This is a genomic window from Duganella sp. Leaf61, from assembly GCF_001421905.1.
Classification (GTDB): domain Bacteria; phylum Pseudomonadota; class Gammaproteobacteria; order Burkholderiales; family Burkholderiaceae_D; genus Rugamonas; species Rugamonas zoogloeoides.
Genome location: NZ_LMLM01000012.1, coordinates 253,995 through 277,919 on the forward strand (window position 1 = coordinate 253,995; position 23,925 = coordinate 277,919).

The window sequence follows — 23,925 nt, forward strand, 5'->3', positions numbered from 1 at the left end:
TCAGTGCTCGCGCATCAAGGTGGCGATGCGCTCTTCGATCACGCGCGAGTGGTCGCCGGTGGCAATATCGTAAAACACGGCAGCGGCGATTTCCTGCTGGTGCACATGCTGGTTGACGATGGCCTTGAGCTTGTTGGCGATCGGATAGAAGAACAGGTTGGCCAGGCCCACGCCGTAAATCGTCGAGACGAACGCCACCGCGATGCCGGCGCCCAGCTTGGTGGGGTCGGTGAGATTTTCCATCACGTGAATCAGGCCCAGCACGGCGCCGAGGATGCCGATGGTGGGCGCGTAGCCGGCCGCCGATTCCCACACCCGCACGGCCAGCCGTTCCTCGGTCTCGTACGCGGTGATTTCGGTGTCAAGCAACTGGCGCAGCTTGTCGGGGTTGATGCCATCGACGATCAGGCGCAGGCCCTTGGTATTGAATTTATCCTTGGAGGCCAGCATGTGGCGCTCGAGCGACAGCAGGCCGTCGCGGCGCGCGGCCAGGTTCCAGGCGCTGATGTCGCGCGCCAGCGCGGCGCGCGTGTCCGGCGGCGGCGCAAACACCATGCGCAGCATCTTCATGCCGCGCACGAAGGTGCGCAACTTCGATTGCAGCAGCACGGCGCCGAACGTACCGACCACCACGATGGCAAACGCGGCCGGCTGCACCAGCGAGGACAGTTTGCCGCCCTCCATGGTCTGGCCGATGGCAATGCCGATCAGCGCAATGACGACACCGGCTATGCTGGCCCAGTCCATGCCTTCTCCCTGAGATTGGCCCGCAGGCGCGCCACGGCTTGCGTATGCAGCTGCGATACGCGCGATTCCGACACACCCATCACGGCGCCGATTTCCTTCAAGTTGAGCTCCTCTTCGTAGTACAGCCCCATCAGGATCTTTTCGCGCTCGGGCAAGGCATCGATAGCGTTGATCACGGCCTGGCGGAAATCGGTGTCGAGCAGCGCGCGCAGCGGATCGGATTCTTCATCGGAACAGTAACGGTCAAGGAAACTGTCGTTGCCGTCGTCGTCATGGAAGTCCTCGTAGTACACCAGTTGGTGGCCGCCGCCGTCGGAGAGCATGTCCTGGTAATCGGACAGCGACAGCTTGAGCGACTTGGCCACTTCCGACTCGGTCGGTGGATGGCCGAGCTTTTGTTGCAGCGTGCTCATGGCCGCTTCGATCTTGCGCATGTTCTGGCGCATCGAGCGCGGCAGCCAGTCACTGGTGCGCAGCTCGTCGAGCATGGCGCCACGGATGCGCAGCACGGCATAGGTCTCGAACTGCGCGCCATGGGTTTCTTCGTAACGGTTGATGGCGTCGAGCAGCCCGATCATGCCGGCTTGCACCAGATCATCGACCTCTACGCTGGGCGGCAATTTTGCCTTCATGTGATGGGCAAGACGCTTGACCAACGGCATGTGCTCCGTCAGCAAGGTGTTCTTGTCCGCTTTCCCTTTGACCGTGTACATAGCCTATTGTTTTACTTTCAAGCGCTAAAATGATTGCCGCTCCCCGTCTGGAAAGAAGGCGAGCCAGCCAGCGCAAAGCGCCCCGCCAGTTGACGAAACGCCACCGATGCACCGGCCAGCGGAAACGCATCCACCACCGCGCGACCCAAACGCGCGGCGCGCTGCAGGTATTCATCGGCCGGCACCGAGCCCATCGAGACCAGGTTGACGGCCAGGTAACGGCTGGCAGCTTGTGCCATATTATCGTAAACCAACTTAGCTTCGGCTTCCGATGCACCGGTGACAAGAATTCCGAATGGCCGGCGGCCCAATTCCTGGTTCAATTGCTTGATTAAACTATAAGCCGCCTTGATCGAAGCAGCGTTGGCCGACACTTGCACCACGATCTCGGAACTGGCCATGACCGGCACCGGGAACGACTCGCCGTCGAACTCGCCATCGACAATCACCATGCCGGTCTGTTTGACCAGCACGTCGAAAGCCTTGGCCAGGCGGCGGGTTTCGTCGGGGCCGCTACGCGGCATGCCGCGCGTCATCGACGCCACGGCAAAACCCTGCGGCGCCTGGTGCAGCACCTGGTTCAACGCGCATTCCTGGCGCGCCACGTTGAGCAGGCTGGCGCCGCCGTCGAGTCCGAGCCGGCTGGCCACGCCGCGGGCGCTGGCGCACGCGTCCATCAGCAGCACGTCGTTGCCGGCCCGGGCCAGCGAAGCGCCCAGGTTGACCAGCATGGCGCCCTTGTCGTCCTGCGCGGTAGCGGACAAAAAGGTGACGATGCGGGGCTTGGGCCCCGCCAGCATGCGGCGCAGGCCTTCGGCCTGGTCGAAATCGAAATTAGCCAAGGTGTACCTCGCGCTGCGCGTTGTGCTGGCTGCCCGACATCAACAGCGGCAGTTCATTGTCCAGGTACTGGGTATTGACCACGTCGCGTTTCAATTTGAACGCGCGGTCGATCAGGTAGGCCGGATCGGCCAGGTGCAGGTCTTCCGGCACCCGCTGGCCGTTCGAGACGTAGAACAGGTTGAGCTTCTGGCGGATCACCACGTCAAGCACGTTGCCGATCGCTGCCGCTTCGTCGAGCTTGGTCATGATACAGCCGGCCAGGCCGCTGCCCTGGTAGGCGCGCACCACTTCCGACAGGGTTTCCTGCGTAGCCGTGGCGTTCAGGCACAGCAGGCGCTTGACGTCGGAACCGGCGCCTTGCAGCATCGAGACCTGCTCGGTGACCATCTGGTCGCGCTGGCTCACGCCCACGGTATCGATCAGCACCGTGTGCTTGTTGCGCAATTCCTTGAGGGCGATGCGCAGGTCCGCTTCGTCCTTGACCGAGTGCACCATCACACCGAGTATCTTGCCGTAGATGCGCAGTTGTTCATGGGCGCCGATCCGGTAGGCGTCGGTGGTGATCAGGGCCAGCTTGTCCGGGCCGTGACGCATCACGCAGCGCGCGGCCAGCTTGGCGGTGCTGGTGGTTTTGCCGACGCCGGTCGGGCCCACCAGTGCGAACACGCCGCCCTGGTCGATCAGCGCATCTTCGTTGGCCATGGCCGACAGGTTGCGCGTCAACACGGTCTTAATCCAGCGCATGCTGTCGGCGGCGTCGCGGCCGGCCGGCAGCTTGTCGATCAGGTAGCGCGACAGGCTGGCCGAAAAGCCAGCAGCCAGCATCTCGCGCAGCACGGCGGCTTTTTGCGGCTCGCGCGCCTGCGTGCTGCCCCAGGCGATTTCTGCCAACTGGGTTTGCATCATGCCGCGCATGGCGCGGATTTCGCTCATCATGTCCTGCATTTCCTGCGCGGCGCTCTGCTTGGCGCTGGCCACGGCCGAGGCGACCATGGCGCTGACCTGGTCGGCATCGAGTTGCGGTGCGCGCGGCTGGGCTGGCATGCTGGCCGGCGCTGCTGCAGCAGCGGTCTTGGTGGCGTACGACGATGGCGAGGCGACCACGCGGCGTGGCGGTTGCTGGGCGGCCTGGTGGTGCAGCGGTTGCATGGTCTGCTGAGGCGGCTGCATGGTCTGCTGAGGCGGCTGCGCCTGGCGTGGCGCCATGTAGGGCGCTTCGTCGAAATGGGGCTCGAGACGCGCATCGAGGCGCTGGCTGCGTTGCGCGATGGCGGCGTCGAAATCGAGCGACGGGGCCGGCTCGGCCATCGGCGAGTGCGGTGCCGGCATCGCCAGCGAGGCTGCATCGTCGTTGGCCAGGGCCAGGATTTCCACCATGCCATCGGCCTGGCGATTGGACAAGATTACGGCATCAGGCCCCAGCGCTTCGCGAACCTTGCGCAATGCCTCGCGCGACGTCGGCGCGGTGAATTTTTTCACGTTCATGGCCGGCTCCCCAGGAACTGGCTGACGCGGGGTTGCAAAGTAATGTAGGCCATCGATGACTCCTGTAGCTTGAGCAATGCATCGCGCGGCTGCGATGCTTCTATCACTCGGACAGTGCCATTATTGACGATGCACTCAGGAAACGATCTGATGAACAGGCGGGGAAATGGGCCGCATTTCAATGCGGCCGCGTGGAGTGATCAGGCTTGGTCACTCGGTACGAAAAACAGCGTCGAGAGTATCGGCGTGGACAAAGTTTTTTGCCCACTGATTGAGCAGGTCGGCGGGTGCATCTTCCAGCATGATTTGCACAGGCAAACTTAACGGGCCGAAGCGGGATTTAAGCATCAGGGACAGCAAGTCGGCAGAACCGCGCCGCTGTCCTTGCTCCAGTCCTTTTTGCAGACCTTTTTCCAGTCCTTGCTCCAGACCTTGTTCCAGACCTTGTTCCAAACCTTGTTCCAAACCTTGTTGCATGCCCTGTTGCATGCCCTGTTGCAGGCCTTGCTCCATGCCTTTCTTGATCCCAATTTCCATACCTATACGTTCGATAGAAGACAAGTATGTCATGTCACTCCTCCTTTCCAATTGAACAATCCCTGATCGCAGGCGCTGCTCCAGCGCTGGCGGCAAGCGCATGATCCAGTCCATCACCCGATAGAGATCGATGATACGCTGCCGATCCCAGTCGCGCTGATACAACATCTTGGTGAGTTTCCACTTGGCGATGCGGCGTCGATGCGCATCGTTACGGGTATTCTGAGCCAGCAAATGCGCTGCGCTCACCAGCGCGAACGCGTTTTCCTGGCTCGCCAAGTCCGGGATCACGTATGCGTAATCCTGCATTTTTGCGATCGGAAAATCAAGCTGCATCGTGCAGCCAAGCTGCTGCCAGCCGAAGCTGGTCGGACGCCAGTGGCGATTCTCGTCGGTCAGCAACGCCATGCTGGCCACCGGATGGCGGTAGCGGTCATACACGCGGTAGTTGTAGATGAACATGCGCTCGGCAAAATCGGCATCGCGCCAGCCCTGCACTTCCAGGTGCACCAGTACCCATTGCTCGTCGCCATCGAGCTTGCGCACGCTGACCAACTTGTCCAACAAGCGTTTGCCGAGCTCAGCATCAGCCGACAACGCCGCCAGTTCCTGGTCGAGAAACACGTGCGGCAGCGACCAGTCGATTTGCGCATGCGCCTGGGGGAAGTAGAAAGCCATGAATTCCGGAAAGTGGTGCATGACCACTTCCTTCCATGGCGAATCGTAGTCGTCGCTCATATGCCAAGTTTTAGACTTTGCACAGGGCGCGGTTTGATGCAGATCAAAGGCGCGCCGGACGGTGCGAGATTACGTCTGTCCCACCAGCGCGGTCACGCGAATGGTTTTGCTCTCCGGGATTTCGGCATGCGACAGCACTTTCAGCTGCGGCAGCGCGCGCCGCAGGAAGCGCGACAGCAAGGCGCGCAACGGGCCCGGCACCAGCAGCACCGGCGTCAGTCCCATCGCCTCCTGCTGCTGCGCCGCGTTCGCGGCCTGCTGGGCGATGGTGTCGGCCAGGCCGGGTTCGATGCCGGCGCCGTCCGGACCGCTGGCAGCCAGCGCCTGCATCAACAGGCGTTCCAGGCGGTTATCCAGGGTCATCACCGACAGCTCGTTGGTCCCCGGGAACAGTTGCTGGACAATGGCGCGGCCCAGCGCCATGCGCACCAGCGCGGTCAGGTCGCTTGGGTCTTGCGTGTGCACGGTGTGCTCGGCCAGGGTCTCGATGATGGTGCGCATATCGCGGATATGCACGCCTTCGACCAGCAGGTTTTGCAGCACTTTTTGCAGCGTGGACAGCGACACCATTTTCGGCACCAGGTCTTCCACCAGGCGCGGCGCTTCCTTGGCCAGGTGGTCGAGCAGCGCCTGCACTTCGGCCCGGCCCAGCAGTTCCGACGCATGGGTGGAAATCAGGTGGTTCAAATGCGTGGCCACCACGGTGCCGGCATCGACCACCGTGTAACCCATGCCCTGCGCCTGGTCGCGCAGGCTGGCGTCGATCCAGGTGGCCGGCAGGCCGAAGGCCGGATCGGTGGTCACCAGGCCTTGCAGCGTGCCGCTGGCCATGCCGGGATTGATCGCCAGGAACTGGCCGTTGAACGCTTCGCCCATGCCCACTTCCACGCCCTTGAGGGTGATGCGGTAGGCCGACGGTTTGAGCTCCAGGTTGTCGCGGATGTGCACCGGCGGCGCCAGGAAGCCCACTTCCTGCGCGAACTTCTTGCGGATGCCCTTGATGCGCTTGAGCAGCTCGCCGCCCTGGGTCTTATCGACCAGTGGAATCAGGCGATAGCCCACTTCCAGGCCCAGGGTATCGACCGGCATCACGTCCTGCCAGCTCGCTTCTTCCTGCTCCGGCGCCGGTGGCGCGGCGGCAGCAGCTGCGGCAGCTTCCGCCTCGGCCTTGGCCGCCTTGCCCACCGGGCCACCGGTGACTTTTTCCTTGCGGGCCATCATGTAGCCGGCGCCGAGGATGGCGCCACCGATGGTCAGGAACATCACGTTCGGCATGCCGGGAATCAGGCCCAGGCCGAAGATGATGCCGCCGGTGACGTACAGCACTTCCACCCGAGCAAACAGTTGCGACACCATCTGGGTGCCGATGTCTTCGTCGCTGGCCACGCGCGAGACCACGATACCGGCCGCAATCGAGATGATCAGCGATGGAATCTGCGCCACCAGGCCGTCACCGATGGCCAGCAGCGTGTAGATCTGCGCCGCTTCGCCGAACGGCAGGCCGTGCTGGATCACGCCCACCAGCAAGCCGCCGATAACGTTGATCACGGTGACCAGGATGCCAGCCACGGCATCGCCGCGTACGTACTTGCTGGCGCCGTCCATTGCGCCATAGAATTCCGCTTCCTGCGAGACTTCGTTGCGGCGCTTGCGGGCGTCCGCTTCGCCGATCAGGCCGGCATTCAGGTCGGCATCGATCGCCATTTGCTTACCGGGCATGGCGTCCAGGGCGAAACGCGCACCCACCTCGGCGATACGGCCCGCACCCTTGGTCACCACGATAAAGTTGATGATGGTCAGGATGATGAACACCACAATACCGACCGTGTAATTACCGCCGATCAGAAAGTGGCCGAACGCTTCGACGACTTTACCGGCAGCATCCGCGCCAGTGTGGCCTTCGGTCAGCACCACGCGGGTGGACGCGACGTTCAGCGACAGCCGCAGCATAGTCGAGACCAGCAGCACGGTCGGGAACGCCATGAAATCGAGCGGCTTCACCGTATACAGGCTGGTCAACAGCACCACGATTGCCAGCGCGATATTGAAGGTGAAAAAGATGTCGAGCACGAACGCCGGCAACGGCAGGATCATCATGGCCAGCATCATGATCAGGAAGATCGGCGCCGCCAGCGACGACTTGTTCTGGCTGGTCGCCAGGCCTTGCAGCCATGGCGGCATTTTGACGTTGCTCATTGCGCTCATGCGGGTGCTCCGTTATTCATGTTTGGTTTGTTGCCGAATTTATCGACGTAAGCCGGGTTGTGCGGATCGAGTTCAGGCGGCACGTCAAGTACCTTCGGTTCGGTCGGCCGTGGCGCGCCGCCCTTGCTGTACATGCGCAGCTGGAATACGTAGGCCAGCACTTCGGCCACCGCTGCGTACAGCGTGGCAGGAATCTCGTCACCGATCTCGGCATGCTTGTACAGCGCCCGGGCCAGGGCCGGCGCTTCGAGCATGATGACCTTGTTTTCGCGGGCGATTTCGCGGATCTTGGCAGCAGTTTCGTCGGTGCCTTTGGCGATCACTTTCGGTGCGCCGCGCATGCCATCGTTGTATTTCAGCGCCACCGCGTAGTGGGTAGGATTGGTCACCACCACGTCGGCGGTCGGCACATCGGCCATCATGCGGCGCTTGGCCATCTCGCGCTGCAGCTGGCGGATCTTGCCCTTGATTTGCGGATTACCATCCGATTCTTTCGACTCCTGGATCACTTCCTGGCGCGTCATCTTGAGCTTGTCGGCGTAGTGCCACAGCTGGTACGGCGCGTCAATGGCGGCGATCAGGCCCAGCGCGCCGACGATGTACAAAAAGCTGCTGCCCAGCATATTGAGCATGTGGGTGGTGCCCAGGCGCAGCGGCTCCACGGCCAGACCGATGACGGCGTCCTGCTGCTTCATCATTACCATCCACGCCACCACGCCCACCACGGTCGCCTTGGCGATAGCCTTGAACAGTTCCACCAGCGAGTTCTTCGAGAACATATTGCTGATGCCGTTGATGGGGTTGAGCTTGTTGAATTTCGGCACGAAGGCCTTGGCGCTGAACAGCCAGCCGCCGATCAGGATCGGCGAGATCACCGCCACGAGCATCAGGGCCAGGCCCAGCGGCAGACAGGCGATCAGCACGCGGCTGACGTCGAGCGCCACGCGGTGCAGCAAGACGTTGGAATTGAAGATTTGCTCCTGGTCCAGGGTCAGGCCCGAGACCAGCGCGGAATTGAGTTGGCGGATCAGGCTGTCGCCAAAGGTCCACAGGCCGACGCCGGCCGCCATCAACACGGTAAACGTGGCCACTTCGCGCGAACGCGGAATATCGCCTTCCTCACGCGCCTGCTCGAGGCGCTTCGGTGACGCTGCTTCGGTCTTTTCTGCGTCGCTGCTGTCTGACATGGTGTGTCTGCCGCATGGTTTATTTCGATGTTGCCATTATCGAGTGCGGCAACATCACACCATCGGTGGAATACGGCAGGTTTTCCGTGCCAGATCAGTGATTCCGTGTGGAAATTATTGGGAAGGTGTTAATTTCGCCATGTGTTCCGGGGTGAGGAAGCACCATTCTCCCTCCTCCAGGCCCAGCTCTTCCAGGGTCAGGGTGCCGATGGCAGAGCGATGCAAGGCGCTGCAATGGTTGCCGGCAGCGGCCAGCATGCGCTTGACCTGGTGGTACTTGCCCTGTTCCAACACGATTTCGAGCTGGTGCTCGCCACGCTTGACGCAAGTTTGCGCTGCCAGCGGCGCCGGCTCGTCGTGCAATTGCACGCCGCCCAGCAGCTGAGCCACCAGTTCGTCGGTGACCGGGTCTTGCGTGGTGGCCTGGTAAATTTTCGGAACATGGCGCTTCGGCGACGATTGGGCATGGATAAACGGGCCATCGTCGGACATCAGCAGCATGCCGGTGGTGTCGTGATCGAGCCTTCCGACCGGCTGCACTTCGCGCCAGGTGAATTGCTCGGGCAACAAGGTCAGCACGCCAGGATGGTGGCTGGGCTTGCGCGAACACTCGAAGTTGGCGGGTTTATACAGGGCGATGTACACGTGTTCGCGCACTACCCACTCTTCCTCGAACACGGTCAGCACCAGGCCGTCGGTTTCAAGCGTTTCTTTGTATTTGTCGTGTACGACACCGGCGATGCTCACTTCGCCATCTTCGATGAGGGCGCGGCAGTACTTGCGGGTGCCGAAACCCTGCGATTGCAGGATGCGGTCCAGGGATAATTTGCTCATGGAGCGAATTTTACAGGATGGCTGTATGCTTGGGAGGGGCACGCGCATTATTGATATACATCAAGTTCAGCAATGTTCGCGGGGTTAGACTTCAAACCGCATTAGGAATTCGCCTAACGCACTAGGAAATACTCAGCAGGAAGCTCGTCATGCCCACCACCTATATCCGCACCTTGCTGGCCCGTTCCCACGCCGCCACGCACCGCACCCAGCTCCTGATCAGCCGTTGCCGCCACGGTTGTCTGCCTGCGCCGGAAAGTCAAGCGCCAGCCACCGGCGCACCGGCCAGCAGCGCGCAAGCCGCCTGGTACGCGCGGCAACAACAACTGTTTCTGGACTGGCTGGACGGGGGTGGCATGACGCAGGAATCTGCGGGCACCATAGGAAACAGCGGCATTGCGCCGCTGTTTCCAGCACCCTGTACGGGTGCTGACGAGGAATCACAATTCTCTCAAGTCCGCATGCGAGATGCGGTAAGGTAGTTCATTCTTGGTGGATCAAGCTAAGCTTCAACTTTTGCTGACAACGAGATAAACAGTTTATATCGACCTCCCTTGGAAAGAACTACACCACCACTATAGCCGAACTGGTAGCAGATGCAAGCAAGTCGGTATTGATAATGTTAATCGGTTTGCCTTGAGCGACAGCAAACCCGGTATCTCGCCGCTCAGCGCAAGGTCGGTTTGACGCTTTCCACCGCCGATTTGATGGCCCCCGCGCCCATGGCAGCGCCGAATTTCTTCAGCACGCGCTCCGGCAAGCCCTCGTGGGTGGTGTAGTCGATGATGTCCTCGGCCCGCACCACGTCGCGTGCGACGCTGTCCACGGTGCCGTAGGCGTCTGCCAGGCCCAGGTCGATCGAGCGGGCGCCGGTCCAGAACAGGCCCGAGAACATCTCCGGGGTTTCCTTGAGGCGCTTGCCACGGCCGGCGCGCACGACATCGATGAACTGCTGGTGAATTTCATCGAGCATGGCCTGGGCATACTGGCGGTGCTTGTCGGTTAGCGGACTGAACGGGTCCATGAACCCCTTGTTTTCACCGGCCGTCAGCAATCGCCGTTCGACACCCACTTTTTCCATGGCGCCAGAAAAGCCGAAACCGTCCATCAGCACGCCGATCGAACCGACAATGCTGGCCTTGTTGACATAAATGCGGTCGGCGCCGGCAGCGATGTAATAGCAGCCCGAGGCGCAAATCTCGTCCACCACCACGTACAGCGGCTTCGACGGATAGCCGGTGCGCAGGCGCCGCATCTCGTCCACGATCATGCCGGCCTGGACCGGGCTGCCGCCCGGGCTATTGATGTGCAACACCACGGCCACCGAACCGCTGTCAGAAAAAGCCTTGTTCAGCGCCGGGATCACGATGGATGCCGCGCCACTGCCCTCGGATTCGATGGCGCCTTCGATCTCGATCAGCGCGGTATGACGGCCCAGGGTTTCCTCGGAGCCGGTCCAGCTGACGTCCATGTAGGTAGCCAAGGCCACCACGATCACCAGCAAGGTGACGGATTTAAAGAAGATGCCCCAGCGGCGCGCCGATTTTTGCTCCTTGAGCGTGGCAAACACCAGCTTTTCCAGCACGGCGCGCTCCCAGTTGCCGGCAGCAGTTGACACTGCGGGCAGTACAGGGGTGGCAGGTGGCGCATTGACGCCGCCGGCGTCGCTGTCGCCGGGCTTGGGTATATGGTTGTCGCTCATGGATTACTTAAGTTGGATAGTCAGGCCGATGGCGGCCGCACGTAGTCGTCCGGTTGCCAGAAAATCTGCTGGTCGCGCTCGACCACGGCGATTGGCCGCAGGCGGCCGCCACGGCAGGGACCGCCTGCGCACACGCCGGTCTCGGGCGCATAGATGGCGCCGTGGGTGGCGCACATCAGGTACGCGCCGCCCGACTCGAAGAATTCGCCTTCCGCCCAGTCGAGTTCGATGGGCATATGGGCGCAACGGTTCAGGTAGGCATATGGCGCGCCATCGTAGCGCACCACGAAGCCGGTGCCGGCCGTGCCGTCGGTGTTCACGGCGAAACGCACGCCCTTGCCGCCATCTTCCACGTCGGCGGTGGCGCAGACCAGGATCTCGTCCATCACGCGTTCTCGCTCAGCCATTGGTGCAGCTCGGCCACCGTCGCAGCCGAATACACCGGATTGCAGGCGGTCAGTTGTTCGACCGGGTGGGCGCCATATTGCACTGCCACCCCGGCTGCACCGGCATTGTTCGCCATTAGCAAATCGTGCGACGTATCGCCGATCATCACCGTACGTCGCATATCCTGGCCCAATTCCCGGGTCAATTCCTGCAACATGGCCGGATGGGGCTTGGAAAACGTTTCGTCGGCGCACCGGGTGGCGTCGAACAGCGACAGCACCTTGACGTCGTTCATGGCGCGATTCAGACCTACCCGGCTTTTGCCGGTGGCCACCGCCAGGAAGTAACCTTCCTGCGAAAGTTCCTGCAACATGTCGCGTACGCCGGGGAACAGCACCAGTTCGTGGTCGCGCGAGAGGAAGTGATGGCGGTAACGCTCGACCATGCGCGGGTACCAGGTCGGGTCGATGTCGGGCAACACGGCCTGCATCGCCTCGTGCAGGCCGAGGCCGATCACGTGGGCAGCCTTGTCGTCGCGCGGCACCGGCAGGCCGAGGTCGCGCGCTGCCGCCTGGATGCAACGGACAATGGTGGCCGTCGAGTCCATCAGCGTGCCGTCCCAGTCGAACACGATTAAATCAAATTGCTTTCTTGCCATGAATTCAGCCGCTGCACGCAGCGCGCCCCTAAATATTTGCGATTAGTTAATTGGTTTGCCCAAGCTTACCAAGAATCGCTCGCATTCGGCGGCTAAAGGTGCGTTCAGCGTCATGATTTTTCCGGAGTCCGGATGGGTGAACGTAATTTGATGCGCATGCAGGAACATTCTCTTCAGCGCGCCGCGCTGCGCATCGGCTTTCAACAGCGCGCGGTTGAGGGCGAAATCGCCGTACTTGTCGTCGCCGAGGATGGGGAAACCCGATGCCGACAGGTGCACCCGGATCTGGTGGGTGCGGCCGGTTTTCAGTTCTGCTTCCAGCAAGGCGAAGCCCGCGAACTTTTTGAGCAACGAAAACACGGTGTGCGACGGCATGCCTTCCGGATTGACCGCCACGCGGCGCTCGCCCTCGGCGGTGGAATACTTGTGCAGCGCCAGTTTGACGTGCTGGCGCGCATTCTTCCAGTCGCCCGCTACCATGGTGAGATAACGCTTGTCGGTATCGCCATCGCGCATCTGCTCGTGCAGATTGGTCAGTGCCGAGCGTTTTTTGGCCAGCAGCAGCAAACCCGAGGTGTCGCGGTCGAGCCGGTGCACCAGCTCCAGGAATTTGGCGTCGGGGCGCGACGCGCGCAATTGTTCGATCACGCCAAACGATACGCCCGAGCCGCCATGCACAGCCACGCCGGCCGGCTTGTCGATCACCAGGAGGTGGCTGTCTTCGAAAATCACCTTGAATTCGGCAGCCGGCACGTGGGCGGTGTCGGCTTTTTCCGCGATGCGGATCGGAGGAATGCGGACCATGTCGCCTTCGACCAGGCGATACAGCTGGTCGATACGGCCCTTGTTGACGCGCACTTCGCCCGAACGCAGGATGCGATAGACGTGACTCTTCGGTACACCTTTGCAAATTCGCAACAGGTAATTATCGATCCTCTGTCCAGCGTCTTCTTCTGAAATAGTGACGAACTGCGCCTGCAGCGGGACTTGCGACGAGGGTACTGCGCCGGTGGTCGCGGAATGTGACGGGGGGACAACATCATTTTGCATCTTCATTTAAGCTGTCTTCCCAGAAATCTCTCTAAGTCCTTCATTTTGAATATATAATCATTTCGCTGCGGCATACACTGCGGCTGGTGTAAGAAGAAAAGCATATTTTACACAGGGGCGTCCCACCTGGCCTCGCCTAATTGCAAATTCAGGGGGAAATACGTATACGCACCACCCTTGCCGATATCAAGGTTGCACCGTTGTTGTAATCGGTTAGTGGCAGGGAGGCAGGATCAGAATGATAGTATTGTAAGGATAAAGTGCGGCCAGCCGGTCAAGAGTCGGCTGGCCGATTGATGAAGTTGATAACGCTTGCCGTTTCCGCCGGACCCCATGCTTTGCTGCAAGCTCAACGGATGGCTGTCACCAGCCCTGTAACATTTCAGCCCGGCACACTGTCGTCGCTGCGATATTGATTACTTGTAGTATGTAAGCTTGAGGATTTGGCTCTCAACGTTGCTGCTCACCGCCTGTATTTTTCTGCCGTCCTTAAGGGCCGCATGGAGGGGTACAGGTGATGCGAGCCCGCGGCCTGACGTTCAGCCTCTCAGCGCCCAGTTGCGTCCGCAGCGCCGGTTACCTCCCGCGCTGCTGCTCCGCACAGAATGGGCAATACCCCCCGCAATCGTTCTGATTCTTCGCGTATACCCCAAAACCTTCGTCGCCGGCTTCCACGAGCCGACGGCATAGAGCTGGCCTACGGGTCGCGGAGTTAAAAAAATGAAACGCATGTTGTTTAATGCTACGCAGCAAGAAGAGCTGCGCGTAGCGATTGTCGATGGTCAGAAACTGATCGATATCGATATCGAAACCGCCGGACGCGAACAGCGCAAGTCCAACATCTACAAAGGCGTGATTACTCGCATCGAACCATCGCTCGAAGCTTGCTTCGTCAGCTATGGCGAAGATCGCCACGGTTTCCTCCCATTCAAGGAAGTAGCGCGAACTTATTTCAAGGAAGGCGTCGACGTTCGCAACGCGTCCGTCAAGGAAGCATTGCGCGAAGGCCAGGAAATCATGGTCCAGGTCGAAAAGGAAGAGCGCGGCAACAAAGGCGCTGCCCTGACCTCGTTCGTATCGCTGGCCGGCCGCTATCTGGTCCTGATGCCGAACAACCCGCGCGGTGGTGGTGTTTCGCGTCGCGTCGAAGGTGAAGAGCGCCAGGAACTGCGCGAAACCATGGACAAGCTCGACCTGCCATCAGGCATGTCGGTCATCGCCCGTACCGCCGGCATCGGCCGCAACGTCGATGAACTGCAATGGGACTTGAACTACCTGATGCAACTGTGGCGCGCGATCGAAGGCGCCGGCAAGTCCGCTTCCGGCGCGTTCCTGATCTATCAGGAGTCGTCGCTGGTGATCCGCGCCATCCGCGATTACTTCCAGCCCGATATCGGCGAGATCCTGATCGATACCGACGAGATCTACGAGCAGGCGCACCAGTTCATGAGCCACGTGATGCCCGACATGGTGCACCGTGTAAAGCGTTACAGCGACGACGTACCGCTGTTCTCGCGCTTCCAGATCGAACACCAGATCGAAACCGCCTACAGCCGCACCGTGCCGCTGCCATCGGGCGGCGCCATCGTCATCGACCACACCGAAGCGCTGGTGTCCGTTGACGTCAACTCGGCCCGCGCCACCCGCGGTTCCGACATCGAAACCACCGCCTTCAACACCAACTGCGAAGCGGCCGAAGAAGTGGCCCGCCAGCTGCGCCTGCGCGACCTGGGCGGCCTGATCGTGATCGACTTCATCGACATGGAAGTGGCCAAGAACCAGCGCGAGGTCGAACAACGCCTCAAGGATGCGCTGCACCACGACCGTGCCCGTGTGCAAATGGGCAAGATCTCGCGCTTCGGTCTGATGGAACTGTCGCGCCAGCGCCTGCGTCCGTCGCTGTCGGAAGGCTCGCACGTGACCTGCCCGCGCTGCTCCGGCACCGGCCACATCCGTGATACCGAATCGTCGGCCCTGCAAGTCCTGCGCATCATCCAGGAAGAGGCGATGAAGGAAAACTCGGCCACCATCCACGTGCAAGTGCCGGTCGATGTGGCAGCGTTCCTGCTCAACGAAAAGCGCGGCGAAGTGCTGAAAATCGAGAACCGTCACCGCATTTCCGTGATCCTGATCCCGAACAAGCACCTCGACACGCCGCACTACAAGCTCGAGCGCATCAAGCACGACGATCCGCGCCTCGAAGATAGCCAAGCCAGCTACAACCTGGCCGAGCAAGCGGAAACCGACATGGCCTACAGCAAGCGCCAGAAGGAAGAAGCCAAGCCGCGCCAGGAAGCCATGGTCAAGACCATCACTCCTGACCAGCCTGCTCCGCTGGTCGAGCGCAAGCCTGCCGAAACCGTCATCACGCCAGCTCCGGCCCCCGTGCCGGCGCCAGCGCCTAAAGGTTTCTTCGCCAAGCTGTTCAGCTTCCTGAGCCCGGAACCAGCGAAACCGGTTCTGCCGCAGCAGCCGACCATCGTGGTCAAGGCGCCGTCGCCGGACCGTAATGCCGACCGCAACGCCACCCGTGGCCCGCGCGGCCGTACCCGCACCGGCAAAAATGGCCGTCCGGAACGCGAAGAGCGCGAACCAGGCGCCGCCCGTCCGGCATCCGACGAGACCAAGGCAGCCGACGCCGGCCGCCCGGCCCGTCCGCCGCGTCCGCCACGCGAACCGCGTGAAGGCCGTGAAGGCCGCGAAGGTCGTGAACCACGCGAAGGCCGCGACGGCGCGCCAGCCGAAGGCCAGATGCCGCGCGAACGTGCTGAACGCGCCGAGCGTCCTGAGCGCGCGGAACGTCCCGAGCGCGGCGAGCGTCCGGAACGTGGCGAGCGTCCGCCACGCGAACCGCGTCCACCACGTGAGCCGCGTGCCGACAAGGCGCCGGTAGACGCCAAGGTTGATGAGCTGGCACTGGGCGCAGTAGCACCGGTTGCCGCAGCGTCGGCTGCCGCAGCGTCGGCTGCCGCAGCGTCGGCTGCCGTCTCGGGCACCTTTGCAGCGGGCGTGTTGGCTCCTGCCACCGGTCCTGAAGCGGAAGCCACCAGCATCCTGAAAACCGCCCCGAACGCCGGTCCGGAAAGCGATGCGCAAGACCTGGCAGGCGAAGGCGATGAGCCGCGTCGTCGCCGTCGTCGTGGCGGTCGCAACCGTAACCGCCGTGATCGTGATGGCGAAGGCCAGGACAACGAGGCAGGTGAAGGCAATGAAGGCGCCGATGGCGAGCAAGGCTACGCCGAGCACGATGGTGCGCGGGTCGCAGCCGTGGCCGCAGCCGCCGCAGTTGACGCTGCTGCTGGCGCCGAAAAAGCGCCGGCACCAGCTGCCGAGCCTGTTGTGGCAGCAGCCACGCCGGCAGCGGACGTCGCCCCGGCCGCACCAGTTGTTGCCGAGACGCCAGCCCCGGCAGCAGTGGAAGTTGCCAGCGAAGCAGCACCAGCAGTGGCAGAGCCGGCCGCTCCGGTGGCCGCAGCAGCGCCAGTGGTATCGGTAGCAGCACCGGCCGCACCGGAAGCGCCTGCAGCATCGGTGGCAACTGCTGCTGAAGCACCGGTGGCACCTGTTGTATCTGCTGCACCTGCTGCACCTGTTGAGCAGGTTGCGCCAGCAGCGCCGGCCGTGGCAGAAGCCGCCGCACCTGCGCCGGTCGCAGCAGCAGCCGAGGTGGAAGCGCCAGTTGCGCCAGCACCGGTTGCCGTATCGCCTGTGGCTGAAGAAGCCGTGGTAGCAGCCCCTGTAGCAGCGCCGGCAGTTGCCGAAGCAGCGCCAACCCCGGTTGCAGAGGCGCCAGCCCCGGCACCAGTGGCAACTTCTGCGCCAGTAGCAACTCCGGCTCCGGCGATTGCTCCGGTAGAGGCTCCTGCTCCAGTGGCAACTCCGGCACCAGCGCCAGCACCAGTCGCGGCACCTGCCCCAGCACCAGCACCTGTTGCAGCAGCGACCCCGGCCGACCTGCAAGCCGTGCTCGGCTCCGCCGGCCTGACCCTGGCGGCCACCGATCCGGAAAAACTGCGCGCCGCGCAGGAAGCTGCTGCCAAGGTGGTAGCACCGGTCCGAGTGCCACGCGAGCGCAAGCCGCTGCCGCCGCAAAACGACGAGCCAATGGTGCAGATCGACACGCGCCGCTGATCATCGCGGTGAGCTGATCACAGGGAAGCCTTCGCGCTTCCCTTTTTTTATGCGTCGGGCAGCCGGCGATAGCCGATCCGGCACGGTTGCCCTGGCCGGGTGGATGGCTACGAGCAACGCCCGCTCGTGGTATCGTAAGCACATGGCGCAGTCAGGGCAGCGCGGCACCACCTTTCAATCCCAGCAAGTTTAGAGTTCAGACCACGAGTCATGTCAGAGAAAGTCATCATGATGACCGCGCAGCGCCCCAACGCGCCGGCCATCCCCTCCCCGCTCGAAGCGCCTACCGGATTGCTTGCCGACCGCCTGGCGCGGCCGCTGCACGACCTGCGCATCTCGGTCACCGACCGCTGTAATTTCCGCTGCGTGTACTGCATGCCCAAGGCGGTGTTCAACAACGATTACCAGTACCTGCCGCATACCGCGCTGCTGTCGTTCGAGGAAATTACCCGTATCGCCCGCATCTTCATCGCCCACGGCGTCGAGAAAATCCGCCTGACCGGCGGCGAACCGCTGCTGCGCAAGAATCTCGAACGCCTGATCGGCATGCTGGCCGAACTGAAAACGGCCAGCGGCAAGCCGCTCGACCTCACGCTCACCACCAATGCATCGCTGCTGGCGCGCAAGGCGCAGTCGCTCAGGGACGCTGGCCTGCAACGGGTCACCGTCTCGCTCGATGCGCTCGACAACGCCACCTTCCAGCGCATGAACGACGTCGATTTCACGGTGGACGACGTCTTGAAGGGGATCGACGTGGCGCACCAGGTGGGCCTGGGGCCGATCAAGATCAATATGGTGGTCAAGGGTGGCATGAACGACCAGGAAATCCTGCCGATGGCGCGCTACTTCAAGGATACGCCGTACATCCTGCGCTTTATCGAATACATGGACGTGGGCGCCTCCAACGGCTGGAAAATGGATGAAGTGATTCCATCGTCGGAGGTGGTGCGCCGCATCGGCGCCGAACTGCCCCTGGCGCCGGTGGCTGCCAACTACAGCGGCGAGACCGCCTCGCGCTGGCGATACGCGGACGGCGGCGGCGAGATCGGCCTCATTTCCAGCGTCACCCAGGCTTTTTGCAGCGACTGCTCGCGCGCGCGCCTGTCCACCGAGGGCAAGGTATATACGTGCCTGTTCGCCAGCAGCGGCTACGACCTGCGCGCGCTGTTGCGCGAGGGACGCAACGACGCCGAGATCAGCACCGCGCTGGCGCACCTGTGGCGCGCCCGTGGCGACCGCTATTCCGAGTTGCGCACCAATGATACCGACGGCCTGGCGCGCGGCGCCAGGGTCGAGATGTCCTATATCGGAGGCTGACATGGCACCTGCGAACGCCATCACCGGATGGATACTGGCCGGCGGCCGCGGCACGCGCATGGGCCGCGTGGACAAGGGGCTGCAACCGATGGGCGACACCACCATGGCCGGCCACGTGCTGGCGCGCCTCAGGCCACAAGTGGGCGCCATTGCCATCAACGCCAACCGCAACCTGGCGCAGTACCAGGCGCTTGCCGGCCCGGATGTTGCCGTTGTCGCCGACCACATCGGCGGTTTCGAGGGCCCGCTGGCCGGCCTGCAAACCGCCCTGATGTATTGTGCGGCCCACTGCACCGCGCAGGGCGACACCGCGCTCGTGCTCACCGCGCCATGCGACTCGCCTTTCCTGCCGCCCGACCTGGCTGCGCGCCTGCATGCCGCGCTCGTGGCGAACGACGCCGACGTAGCGCTGGCAGTGACCATGGAAACCGATCCGGAAGACGCCAACGCAGCCCCGTACCGCCAGCGCCATCCCGTGTTCAGCCTGATCAGAGCCCACCTGCTGCCGCAACTCGAAACCTGGCTGGCCACCGGCGCGCGGCGCATGGAAGGCTGGTATCACACGCTACGCGTGGCCGAAGTGCTGTTCGACGATGCTGCAGCCTTCCGCAATATCAACACGCTCGAAGAACTGCAACGCCATGCACATGAGGCCACTGCGGCAACATCCGCACCGATGGCAAGCGGGTCCGCGACTGGAACCAGCACCGGAGTCGGCGTCGCGGCCGAAGCTGGGACTGAGGCTGGGGCTGGGGCTGGGGCTGGGAACGGTGACGACAACGATCCGTTGCCGGTGGACCAGGCGCTGCGCCGGATCGCCGCCCGCGTGGCGCCAGTGGCCGAGACCGAGACCGTGGCGCTGCGGGCAGCGCTCGACCGTGTGCTGGCAGCCGACATCATCTCGCCCATCAACGTGCCCGCCTACGACAATTCGGCCATGGACGGCTACGCGCTGCGCGGCGCCGATTTGCCGGGAGTGGAGTCGGGCGCACTTCCGGATACCGGCACGGTAACGCTGACGGTTGCCGGCAGCGCCTACGCCGGCCGCGCCTTCGCCGGCAAGGTTGAACAAGGCCAGTGCGTGCGCATCATGACGGGAGCTGCGATGCCAGCCGGCTGCGACAGCGTGCTGCCGCAGGAACTGGCGGCAGCCATCGGCAGCGACAGCGTCACCATTGCCGCCGGCGTGATCGCACCGGGCGCCAACCGCCGCTTTGCCGGCGAGGACCTGGCGCTGGGCGGCGTGGCGCTGGCCGCCGGCAAACTGCTGCGTCCTGCCGACCTGGGGCTGGTGGCCTCGCTCGGCATTGCCGAGGTGACGGTGCGGCGCCGCCTGCGGGTGGCGTTCTTCTCCACCGGCGACGAACTGCGCGCGCTGGGCCAGCCGCTCGACGACGGCTGCGTCTATGACAGCAACCGCTACACGCTGTTCGGCATGCTGGCGCGGCTCGGCTGCGAGGTGATCGACCTGGGTATCGTGCGCGACGACCCGGCGGAGCTGGAGGCCGCGCTGCGCACGGCCTGCCGCGATGCCGACGCCATCATCACGTCGGGCGGCGTCTCCGAGGGCGCGGCCGACTACACGCGCGACATCATGGCGCTGCTGGGCGACGTGGCGTTCTGGAAGCTGGCCATGCGCCCCGGCCGCCCGCTCGCCTTCGGCAAGGTCAGCGACGGCGATGCCAGCGCGTGGCTGTTCGGCCTGCCCGGCAACCCGGTGGCGGTGATGGTGTCGTTTTATTTGTTCGCGCGGCCGGCGCTGCTGCGCATGATGGGCGCCACGCAAGCAGCGGCGCGCCCGCTGCTGCTGCGCGCGCGGGCCGCAACGGCAATGCGCAAGCGCCCGGGCCGCACCGAGTACCAGCGCGGCATCGTCGCCCCCGGACCGGACGGCGCACCGCAAGTGCGGCTCACCGGCGCCCAGGGTTCGGGCATTCTCAGCTCGATGACAGCCGCCAACTGCATCGTGGTGCTGGCGCACGGCCAGGGCAATGTGGCGGCCGGCGATATGGTCGATATTTTGCCGTTCGACGGCCTGATTTGAAGGAGGCCGGACTTAAAGGGGGCCTGAATTAAAAGAACCTCGACCAACCTGCTGCGCGTCCAGCTATCGCCGCTGCGTTGCTCAGCGTACCTCCGAACGCTTGCGCTACCCAAGTCGGTAACAGGCCGCTCGCTACGGTTTGCCGAGGTTCCTATGTTTCGCCGTCGGCCTGGTCGATCTCCGGCCCCAGTAACAGCTGCGCCGCCTCGCTCGGCAGCGCTTCCACCGACTTGAGCTTGCGCGCCATCTGGCGGCTGCGGGTTTCGGCCGATTCGATATTCTTGGCGGCGCGCTCCAGCGTCAGCTTGGTGGCGGCCAGCACGTCGCCGAACTTGGCGAATTCCGTCTTCACCGCGCCCAGCACCTGCCACACTTCCGACGAACGCTTCTCCAGCGCCAGCGTGCGGAAGCCCATTTGCAGGCTGTTGAGCAGCGCGGTCAGGGTCGATGGCCCGGCAATGCTGATGCGGTGCAGCCGTTGCAGCTCGTCGGCCAGGCCCGGGCGCCGCATCACTTCCGCATATAGCCCTTCGGTGGGCAGGAACAGGATCGCAAAGTCGGTCGTGTGCGGCGGTGACACGTATTTTTCCGAAATGGTCCTGGCCTCGCCGCGCACCGCGCGTTCCAGTTCGCGCCCGGCCTGCGCCACCCCATCGGCGTCGGCGCGGTCGGCCGCTTCCAGCAGGCGCTCGTACTGCTCCTTGGGGAACTTGGCGTCGATCGGCATCCACACCGGAGATCCGCCTTCCACCTGGCCCGGCAGCTTGAGCGCGAACTCCACCCGCGCGCCGCTACCGGCAATGGTCTCGACGTTCTTGGCGTACTGCTCCGGGGTGAGCACTTGTTCGAGCAGCATTTCCAGCTGCACCTCGCCCCAGGTGCCGCGCGTCTTGACGTTGGTGAGCACGCGTTTGAGGTCGCCCACGCCCAGCGCCAGCTGCTGCATCTCGCCCAGGCCCTGGTGCACGCGCTCGAGACGCTCGGACACCTGCTGGAACGACGCCGACAGGCGCGATTCCAGCGTGGCGTGCAGCTTCTCGTCCACGGTCTTGCGCATCTCTTCGAGGCGCGCGCCGTTATCGGCTTGCAGGTCCTTGATCTTCGCTTCCAGCGTGGCGCGCACCTCTCCCATGCGGGCGGCGTTCGATTCGGTCAGGCGGGCCAGGGTCTGGTTCATGCTGTCGGCGAACAGCTTGAGGTTGCGCGTCTGCTCGTCGCGCGCGACCAGTCCTTGCGTTTCGAGCTGGCGCCGCATGCCATCGAACTGCTGCACCGTGGCCGCGTGGCTCGACTGCGCCGTGGTTTGCAACTGCACCCGCACCTCGCGCTCCACGCGTTCGATACGCTCGGCCAGGTTGGACAGGGATGCCAGCGTTGCGCCATCGAGGCCGGCACTGGTGCGCGGGCGCAAGAGCACGAGGACCAGCAGCACGATCGCTGCGAGCACCAGCGCCAGCAACACATAGAAGTGGATATCGGTCATGGAATCTTAATCGGGCTTGTTGCGCATCCAGTCGGCGGTCTGGAAGAAGGAATTCATCAGCCGCACGCGCAATTCGGTATCGATGCCCACGTCTTCCATCGCCCACGCCATGCAGCGCAGCCACTGGTCGCGTTCCTGGGTGCCGATGGCGAACGGCATGTGGCGCATGCGCAGGCGCGGATGGCCGTGCGCTTGCTGGTACAGGTCGGGCCCGCCCATCCAGCCGCTGAGGAACTTGAACAGGCGGTCGTTGGCATTCTCGAGCGATGGGCCGTGCACGGAGCGCAGCAGCTGGAACTCGGGCTCGAGTTCCATCAGGTCATAAAAACGGTCGACCATCGCACGCACGCGCGCCTCGCCGCCGATCACTTCATAGAGGGTTTTCGATTCTTCGGTCATAGCCGCCATGATAGCGTACCGCGCTCCCCCTCGTGCGCCCTCACACCAGCGCCAGCTTGTGCAGGCGCCGCGTGGACGTCCAGCCCTCGACATCGGCCAGGCTGCGGATATCGTCGCAGGCCTCGACGATGCGCCGCAGCTGGCTGCGATCGAGGCCGCTATTGAGGGTCAGGCGCACCAGCGAGCGGTTCTTCGGCGTGGCCGGTGCGCAGAACATGGCGCCCACCACGCCGCGCGCTTCGAGCAGCTTGCGCAGCGCCAGCGTTTTCGGTTCCGGGCCCGCTTCCAGGGCGATGATCTGCTCGGTGCCGTCGCTGACGTTGTAGCCGAGCGCACCGAGTTCCTCGCGCAGCGCGCAGGCCTTGATGTGCAGGGCCACGCGCCGCTCGTCGGCTGCCGCGACAAAGTCGATGGCGGCATCGAACCACGCCAGCTCGTGCCGCAGCAGGCAGGAACTGAAGATGGCAGGGCGCGACTCGGACAGGAAGTAGCCCTTGAATTTGCTGGAGCACGTGATGACGCCGGCGCGCCCGGCAAACGCCTTGGCCAGCGACGCCGTGCGGAAATGCACGCGGTCCTGCAAGCCCAGCGCGGCGACCAATCCGGCGCCGCGCGGACCGTGGGTGCCCAGCGAATGCGATTCATCGACGATCAGCACGCAGCCGGTCGCCCAGGCCAGATCGACCAGTGCCGGCAATGGCGCCACGCTGCCATTGGTGCTGTAGAGCGCATCGACCGCGATTACGCCGCGTCCGTGGCGCGCCACCTGCCGCTGCAGATGCTCGAGGTCATTGTGGCGGAACGAGACCGGCACGGCGCCGGCCGACTGCACGCCCTCCCACAGCGAGGCGTGGGCCTGCATGTCGAGGTACACCGGCAAGCCGGGCTCGGCCAGCGTCTGGACCAGGCCAACATTGGCGGCCCAGCCCGACTGCGCCAAAATCGCGTCCTCGGCACCCATGAAGCGCGCGAACTTGTGTTCGAGCCGGTGCTGGGCGCTGCCCTCCTGCAGGTACACCGCCGACATCAGCTGTTCGCTTTCGCCCCCCTGCAAGGCGTTGACCTGGGCCCGCACCAGCGCCGGCTCGCCGGCCAGGCACAGGTAATCGTTACCGGCCAAAAATACCGAGCCCGCCTGGACCGGCTGCCAGGCATGCGGGTGCTCGCCGCCGAGCAACTGTTCAATCCGCGTCACGTGATGCGCATCCATGCGCCGGCGCACGTAATCCGGCATCAGGTGTTCGGCAGCAAACAGCGAAGGGTGAAACAAGGCATTTTGGCAAGTGTTAACGTTGGTCATGATATTTTCCTGTTTTGAAATGGTTGTGTTTTTTTATGAAACTATTCCGCACCTTGATGCATAAAAATCCTAAACCAGTTGATCAAAATCAACGACCTATTTGATATGCCAGAGTGCGTTGCAAATCCGGGCGATGATAAGTCTCACAGACAAGTAAATCCTTGC

General features: G+C 63.3%; 19 protein-coding genes. 4 read left to right on the forward strand and 15 right to left on the reverse strand.

Annotated features, from left to right (window positions below):
- The 8 genes from ASF04_RS10165 to ASF04_RS10200 form a co-directional block, all read right to left on the reverse strand.
- Positions 1 to 747: a flagellar motor protein gene (locus ASF04_RS10165; protein ID WP_056140749.1), complete on the reverse strand. Its 747-nt coding sequence runs from the start codon at positions 745 to 747 to the stop codon at positions 1 to 3.
- Positions 729 to 1,460, reverse strand: a complete 732-nt coding sequence (locus tag ASF04_RS10170) for an RNA polymerase sigma factor FliA (RefSeq protein WP_019922854.1) — start codon at positions 1,458 to 1,460, stop codon at positions 729 to 731. The genes ASF04_RS10165 and ASF04_RS10170 overlap by 19 nt, the downstream gene beginning before the upstream one ends.
- A 17-nt stretch (positions 1,461 to 1,477) precedes the next feature.
- Positions 1,478 to 2,302, reverse strand: coding sequence for a hypothetical protein (locus ASF04_RS10175; RefSeq protein WP_056140752.1), 825 nt, complete (start codon positions 2,300 to 2,302; stop codon positions 1,478 to 1,480).
- Positions 2,295 to 3,788 carry a flagellar biosynthesis protein FlhF gene (gene flhF, locus ASF04_RS10180; RefSeq protein ID WP_056140753.1) on the reverse strand — a complete coding sequence of 498 codons (1,494 nt, stop codon included), beginning with the start codon at positions 3,786 to 3,788 and terminating at the stop codon, positions 2,295 to 2,297. Before flhF ends, ASF04_RS10175 begins: the two co-directional genes overlap by 8 nt.
- A gap of 210 nt (positions 3,789 to 3,998) precedes the next feature.
- Positions 3,999 to 5,063, reverse strand: coding sequence for a hypothetical protein (locus ASF04_RS10185; RefSeq protein ID WP_056140758.1), 1,065 nt, complete (start codon positions 5,061 to 5,063; stop codon positions 3,999 to 4,001).
- A 69-nt stretch (positions 5,064 to 5,132) separates the two neighbouring features.
- The gene (gene flhA / locus ASF04_RS10190) at positions 5,133 to 7,259 is read right to left on the reverse strand and encodes a flagellar biosynthesis protein FlhA (protein ID WP_304438339.1); all 2,127 of its coding nucleotides are present in this window, start codon (positions 7,257 to 7,259) and stop codon (positions 5,133 to 5,135) included.
- 5 nt (positions 7,260 to 7,264) lie between these two features.
- Positions 7,265 to 8,455 (reverse strand): flagellar biosynthesis protein FlhB, encoded by a 1,191-nt coding sequence (gene flhB, locus ASF04_RS10195; protein ID WP_056140765.1) that lies wholly within the window; start codon positions 8,453 to 8,455, stop codon positions 7,265 to 7,267.
- A gap of 114 nt (positions 8,456 to 8,569) precedes the next feature.
- Positions 8,570 to 9,289: a pseudouridine synthase gene (locus ASF04_RS10200; protein WP_056140768.1), complete on the reverse strand. Its 720-nt coding sequence runs from the start codon at positions 9,287 to 9,289 to the stop codon at positions 8,570 to 8,572.
- Positions 9,290 to 9,438: 149 nt separating this feature from the next.
- On the opposite strand from ASF04_RS10200, the gene ASF04_RS26730 reads away from it, so the two are divergent.
- Positions 9,439 to 9,771, forward strand: a complete 333-nt coding sequence (locus ASF04_RS26730; protein WP_229204998.1) for a hypothetical protein — start codon at positions 9,439 to 9,441, stop codon at positions 9,769 to 9,771.
- A gap of 185 nt (positions 9,772 to 9,956) precedes the next feature.
- Here ASF04_RS26730 and ASF04_RS10205 read toward each other — a convergent pair whose 3' ends face one another.
- Genes ASF04_RS10205 through ASF04_RS10220 form a run of 4 tightly spaced genes read right to left on the reverse strand, consistent with a single transcriptional unit; the run spans position 9,957 to position 13,092 of the window.
- Entirely contained in the window at positions 9,957 to 10,991 is a 1,035-nt protein-coding gene (locus ASF04_RS10205) for a S49 family peptidase (protein ID WP_056140770.1), read from the reverse strand.
- 20 nt (positions 10,992 to 11,011) lie between these two features.
- A complete protein-coding gene (locus ASF04_RS10210) occupies positions 11,012 to 11,377 on the reverse strand; it encodes a Rieske 2Fe-2S domain-containing protein (RefSeq protein WP_056140773.1) in 366 nt (121 codons plus the stop codon).
- Positions 11,377 to 12,036 carry an HAD-IIIA family hydrolase gene (locus ASF04_RS10215; RefSeq protein ID WP_056140776.1) on the reverse strand — a complete coding sequence of 220 codons (660 nt, stop codon included), beginning with the start codon at positions 12,034 to 12,036 and terminating at the stop codon, positions 11,377 to 11,379. Before ASF04_RS10215 ends, ASF04_RS10210 begins: the two co-directional genes overlap by 1 nt.
- Positions 12,037 to 12,078: 42 nt before the next feature.
- Positions 12,079 to 13,092, reverse strand: coding sequence for an RluA family pseudouridine synthase (locus ASF04_RS10220; RefSeq protein ID WP_056140781.1), 1,014 nt, complete (start codon positions 13,090 to 13,092; stop codon positions 12,079 to 12,081).
- 714 nt (positions 13,093 to 13,806) lie between these two features.
- On the opposite strand from ASF04_RS10220, the gene ASF04_RS10225 reads away from it, so the two are divergent.
- From ASF04_RS10225 to glp, 3 genes are all read left to right on the forward strand, one after another.
- Positions 13,807 to 17,217, forward strand: a complete 3,411-nt coding sequence (locus tag ASF04_RS10225; RefSeq protein ID WP_056140784.1) for an Rne/Rng family ribonuclease — start codon at positions 13,807 to 13,809, stop codon at positions 17,215 to 17,217.
- Positions 17,218 to 17,427: 210 nt separating this feature from the next.
- A complete protein-coding gene (gene moaA, locus ASF04_RS10230) occupies positions 17,428 to 18,534 on the forward strand; it encodes a GTP 3',8-cyclase MoaA (protein WP_056140787.1) in 1,107 nt (368 codons plus the stop codon).
- A gap of 1 nt (position 18,535) precedes the next feature.
- Positions 18,536 to 20,578, forward strand: coding sequence for a gephyrin-like molybdotransferase Glp (glp, locus tag ASF04_RS10235; protein WP_056140790.1), 2,043 nt, complete (start codon positions 18,536 to 18,538; stop codon positions 20,576 to 20,578).
- A 151-nt stretch (positions 20,579 to 20,729) separates the two neighbouring features.
- On the opposite strand, the gene ASF04_RS10240 is transcribed toward glp, so the two are convergent.
- Genes ASF04_RS10240 through cqsA form a run of 3 tightly spaced genes read right to left on the reverse strand, consistent with a single transcriptional unit; the run spans position 20,730 to position 23,760 of the window.
- Complete coding sequence (locus tag ASF04_RS10240; RefSeq protein WP_056140792.1) at positions 20,730 to 22,061, reverse strand: DNA recombination protein RmuC; 1,332 nt, start codon at positions 22,059 to 22,061, stop codon at positions 20,730 to 20,732.
- Positions 22,062 to 22,067: 6 nt separating this feature from the next.
- Positions 22,068 to 22,469, reverse strand: coding sequence for a group II truncated hemoglobin (locus ASF04_RS10245; RefSeq protein WP_373922131.1), 402 nt, complete (start codon positions 22,467 to 22,469; stop codon positions 22,068 to 22,070).
- 31 nt (positions 22,470 to 22,500) lie between these two features.
- Positions 22,501 to 23,760: an alpha-hydroxyketone-type quorum-sensing autoinducer synthase gene (cqsA, locus tag ASF04_RS10250; protein WP_056140796.1), complete on the reverse strand. Its 1,260-nt coding sequence runs from the start codon at positions 23,758 to 23,760 to the stop codon at positions 22,501 to 22,503.
- Between the last annotated feature and the right edge of the window lie 165 nt (positions 23,761 to 23,925).

What these genes read in the sequence shown, in the direction of transcription:
- ASF04_RS10210 (WP_056140773.1), bottom strand. Translation starts at nt 11,377, where the DNA reads ATGGACGAGATCCTGGTCTGCGCCACCGCCGACGTGGAAGATGGCGGC.
- ASF04_RS26730 (WP_229204998.1), top strand. Translation starts at nt 9,439, where the DNA reads ATGCCCACCACCTATATCCGCACCTTGCTGGCCCGTTCCCACGCCGCC.
- ASF04_RS10170 (WP_019922854.1), bottom strand. Translation starts at nt 1,460, where the DNA reads ATGTACACGGTCAAAGGGAAAGCGGACAAGAACACCTTGCTGACGGAG.
- flhA (WP_304438339.1), bottom strand. Translation starts at nt 7,259, where the DNA reads ATGAGCAACGTCAAAATGCCGCCATGGCTGCAAGGCCTGGCGACCAGC.
- ASF04_RS10215 (WP_056140776.1), bottom strand. Translation starts at nt 12,036, where the DNA reads ATGGCAAGAAAGCAATTTGATTTAATCGTGTTCGACTGGGACGGCACG.
- ASF04_RS10205 (WP_056140770.1), bottom strand. Translation starts at nt 10,991, where the DNA reads ATGAGCGACAACCATATACCCAAGCCCGGCGACAGCGACGCCGGCGGC.
- ASF04_RS10185 (WP_056140758.1), bottom strand. Translation starts at nt 5,063, where the DNA reads ATGAGCGACGACTACGATTCGCCATGGAAGGAAGTGGTCATGCACCAC.
- ASF04_RS10220 (WP_056140781.1), bottom strand. Translation starts at nt 13,092, where the DNA reads ATGAAGATGCAAAATGATGTTGTCCCCCCGTCACATTCCGCGACCACC.
- moaA (WP_056140787.1), top strand. Translation starts at nt 17,428, where the DNA reads ATGTCAGAGAAAGTCATCATGATGACCGCGCAGCGCCCCAACGCGCCG.
- ASF04_RS10225 (WP_056140784.1), top strand. Translation starts at nt 13,807, where the DNA reads ATGAAACGCATGTTGTTTAATGCTACGCAGCAAGAAGAGCTGCGCGTA.
- ASF04_RS10165 (WP_056140749.1), bottom strand. Translation starts at nt 747, where the DNA reads ATGGACTGGGCCAGCATAGCCGGTGTCGTCATTGCGCTGATCGGCATT.
- flhF (WP_056140753.1), bottom strand. Translation starts at nt 3,788, where the DNA reads ATGAACGTGAAAAAATTCACCGCGCCGACGTCGCGCGAGGCATTGCGC.
- cqsA (WP_056140796.1), bottom strand. Translation starts at nt 23,760, where the DNA reads ATGACCAACGTTAACACTTGCCAAAATGCCTTGTTTCACCCTTCGCTG.
- ASF04_RS10245 (WP_373922131.1), bottom strand. Translation starts at nt 22,469, where the DNA reads ATGGCGGCTATGACCGAAGAATCGAAAACCCTCTATGAAGTGATCGGC.
- ASF04_RS10200 (WP_056140768.1), bottom strand. Translation starts at nt 9,289, where the DNA reads ATGAGCAAATTATCCCTGGACCGCATCCTGCAATCGCAGGGTTTCGGC.
- ASF04_RS10240 (WP_056140792.1), bottom strand. Translation starts at nt 22,061, where the DNA reads ATGACCGATATCCACTTCTATGTGTTGCTGGCGCTGGTGCTCGCAGCG.
- flhB (WP_056140765.1), bottom strand. Translation starts at nt 8,455, where the DNA reads ATGTCAGACAGCAGCGACGCAGAAAAGACCGAAGCAGCGTCACCGAAG.
- glp (WP_056140790.1), top strand. Translation starts at nt 18,536, where the DNA reads ATGGCACCTGCGAACGCCATCACCGGATGGATACTGGCCGGCGGCCGC.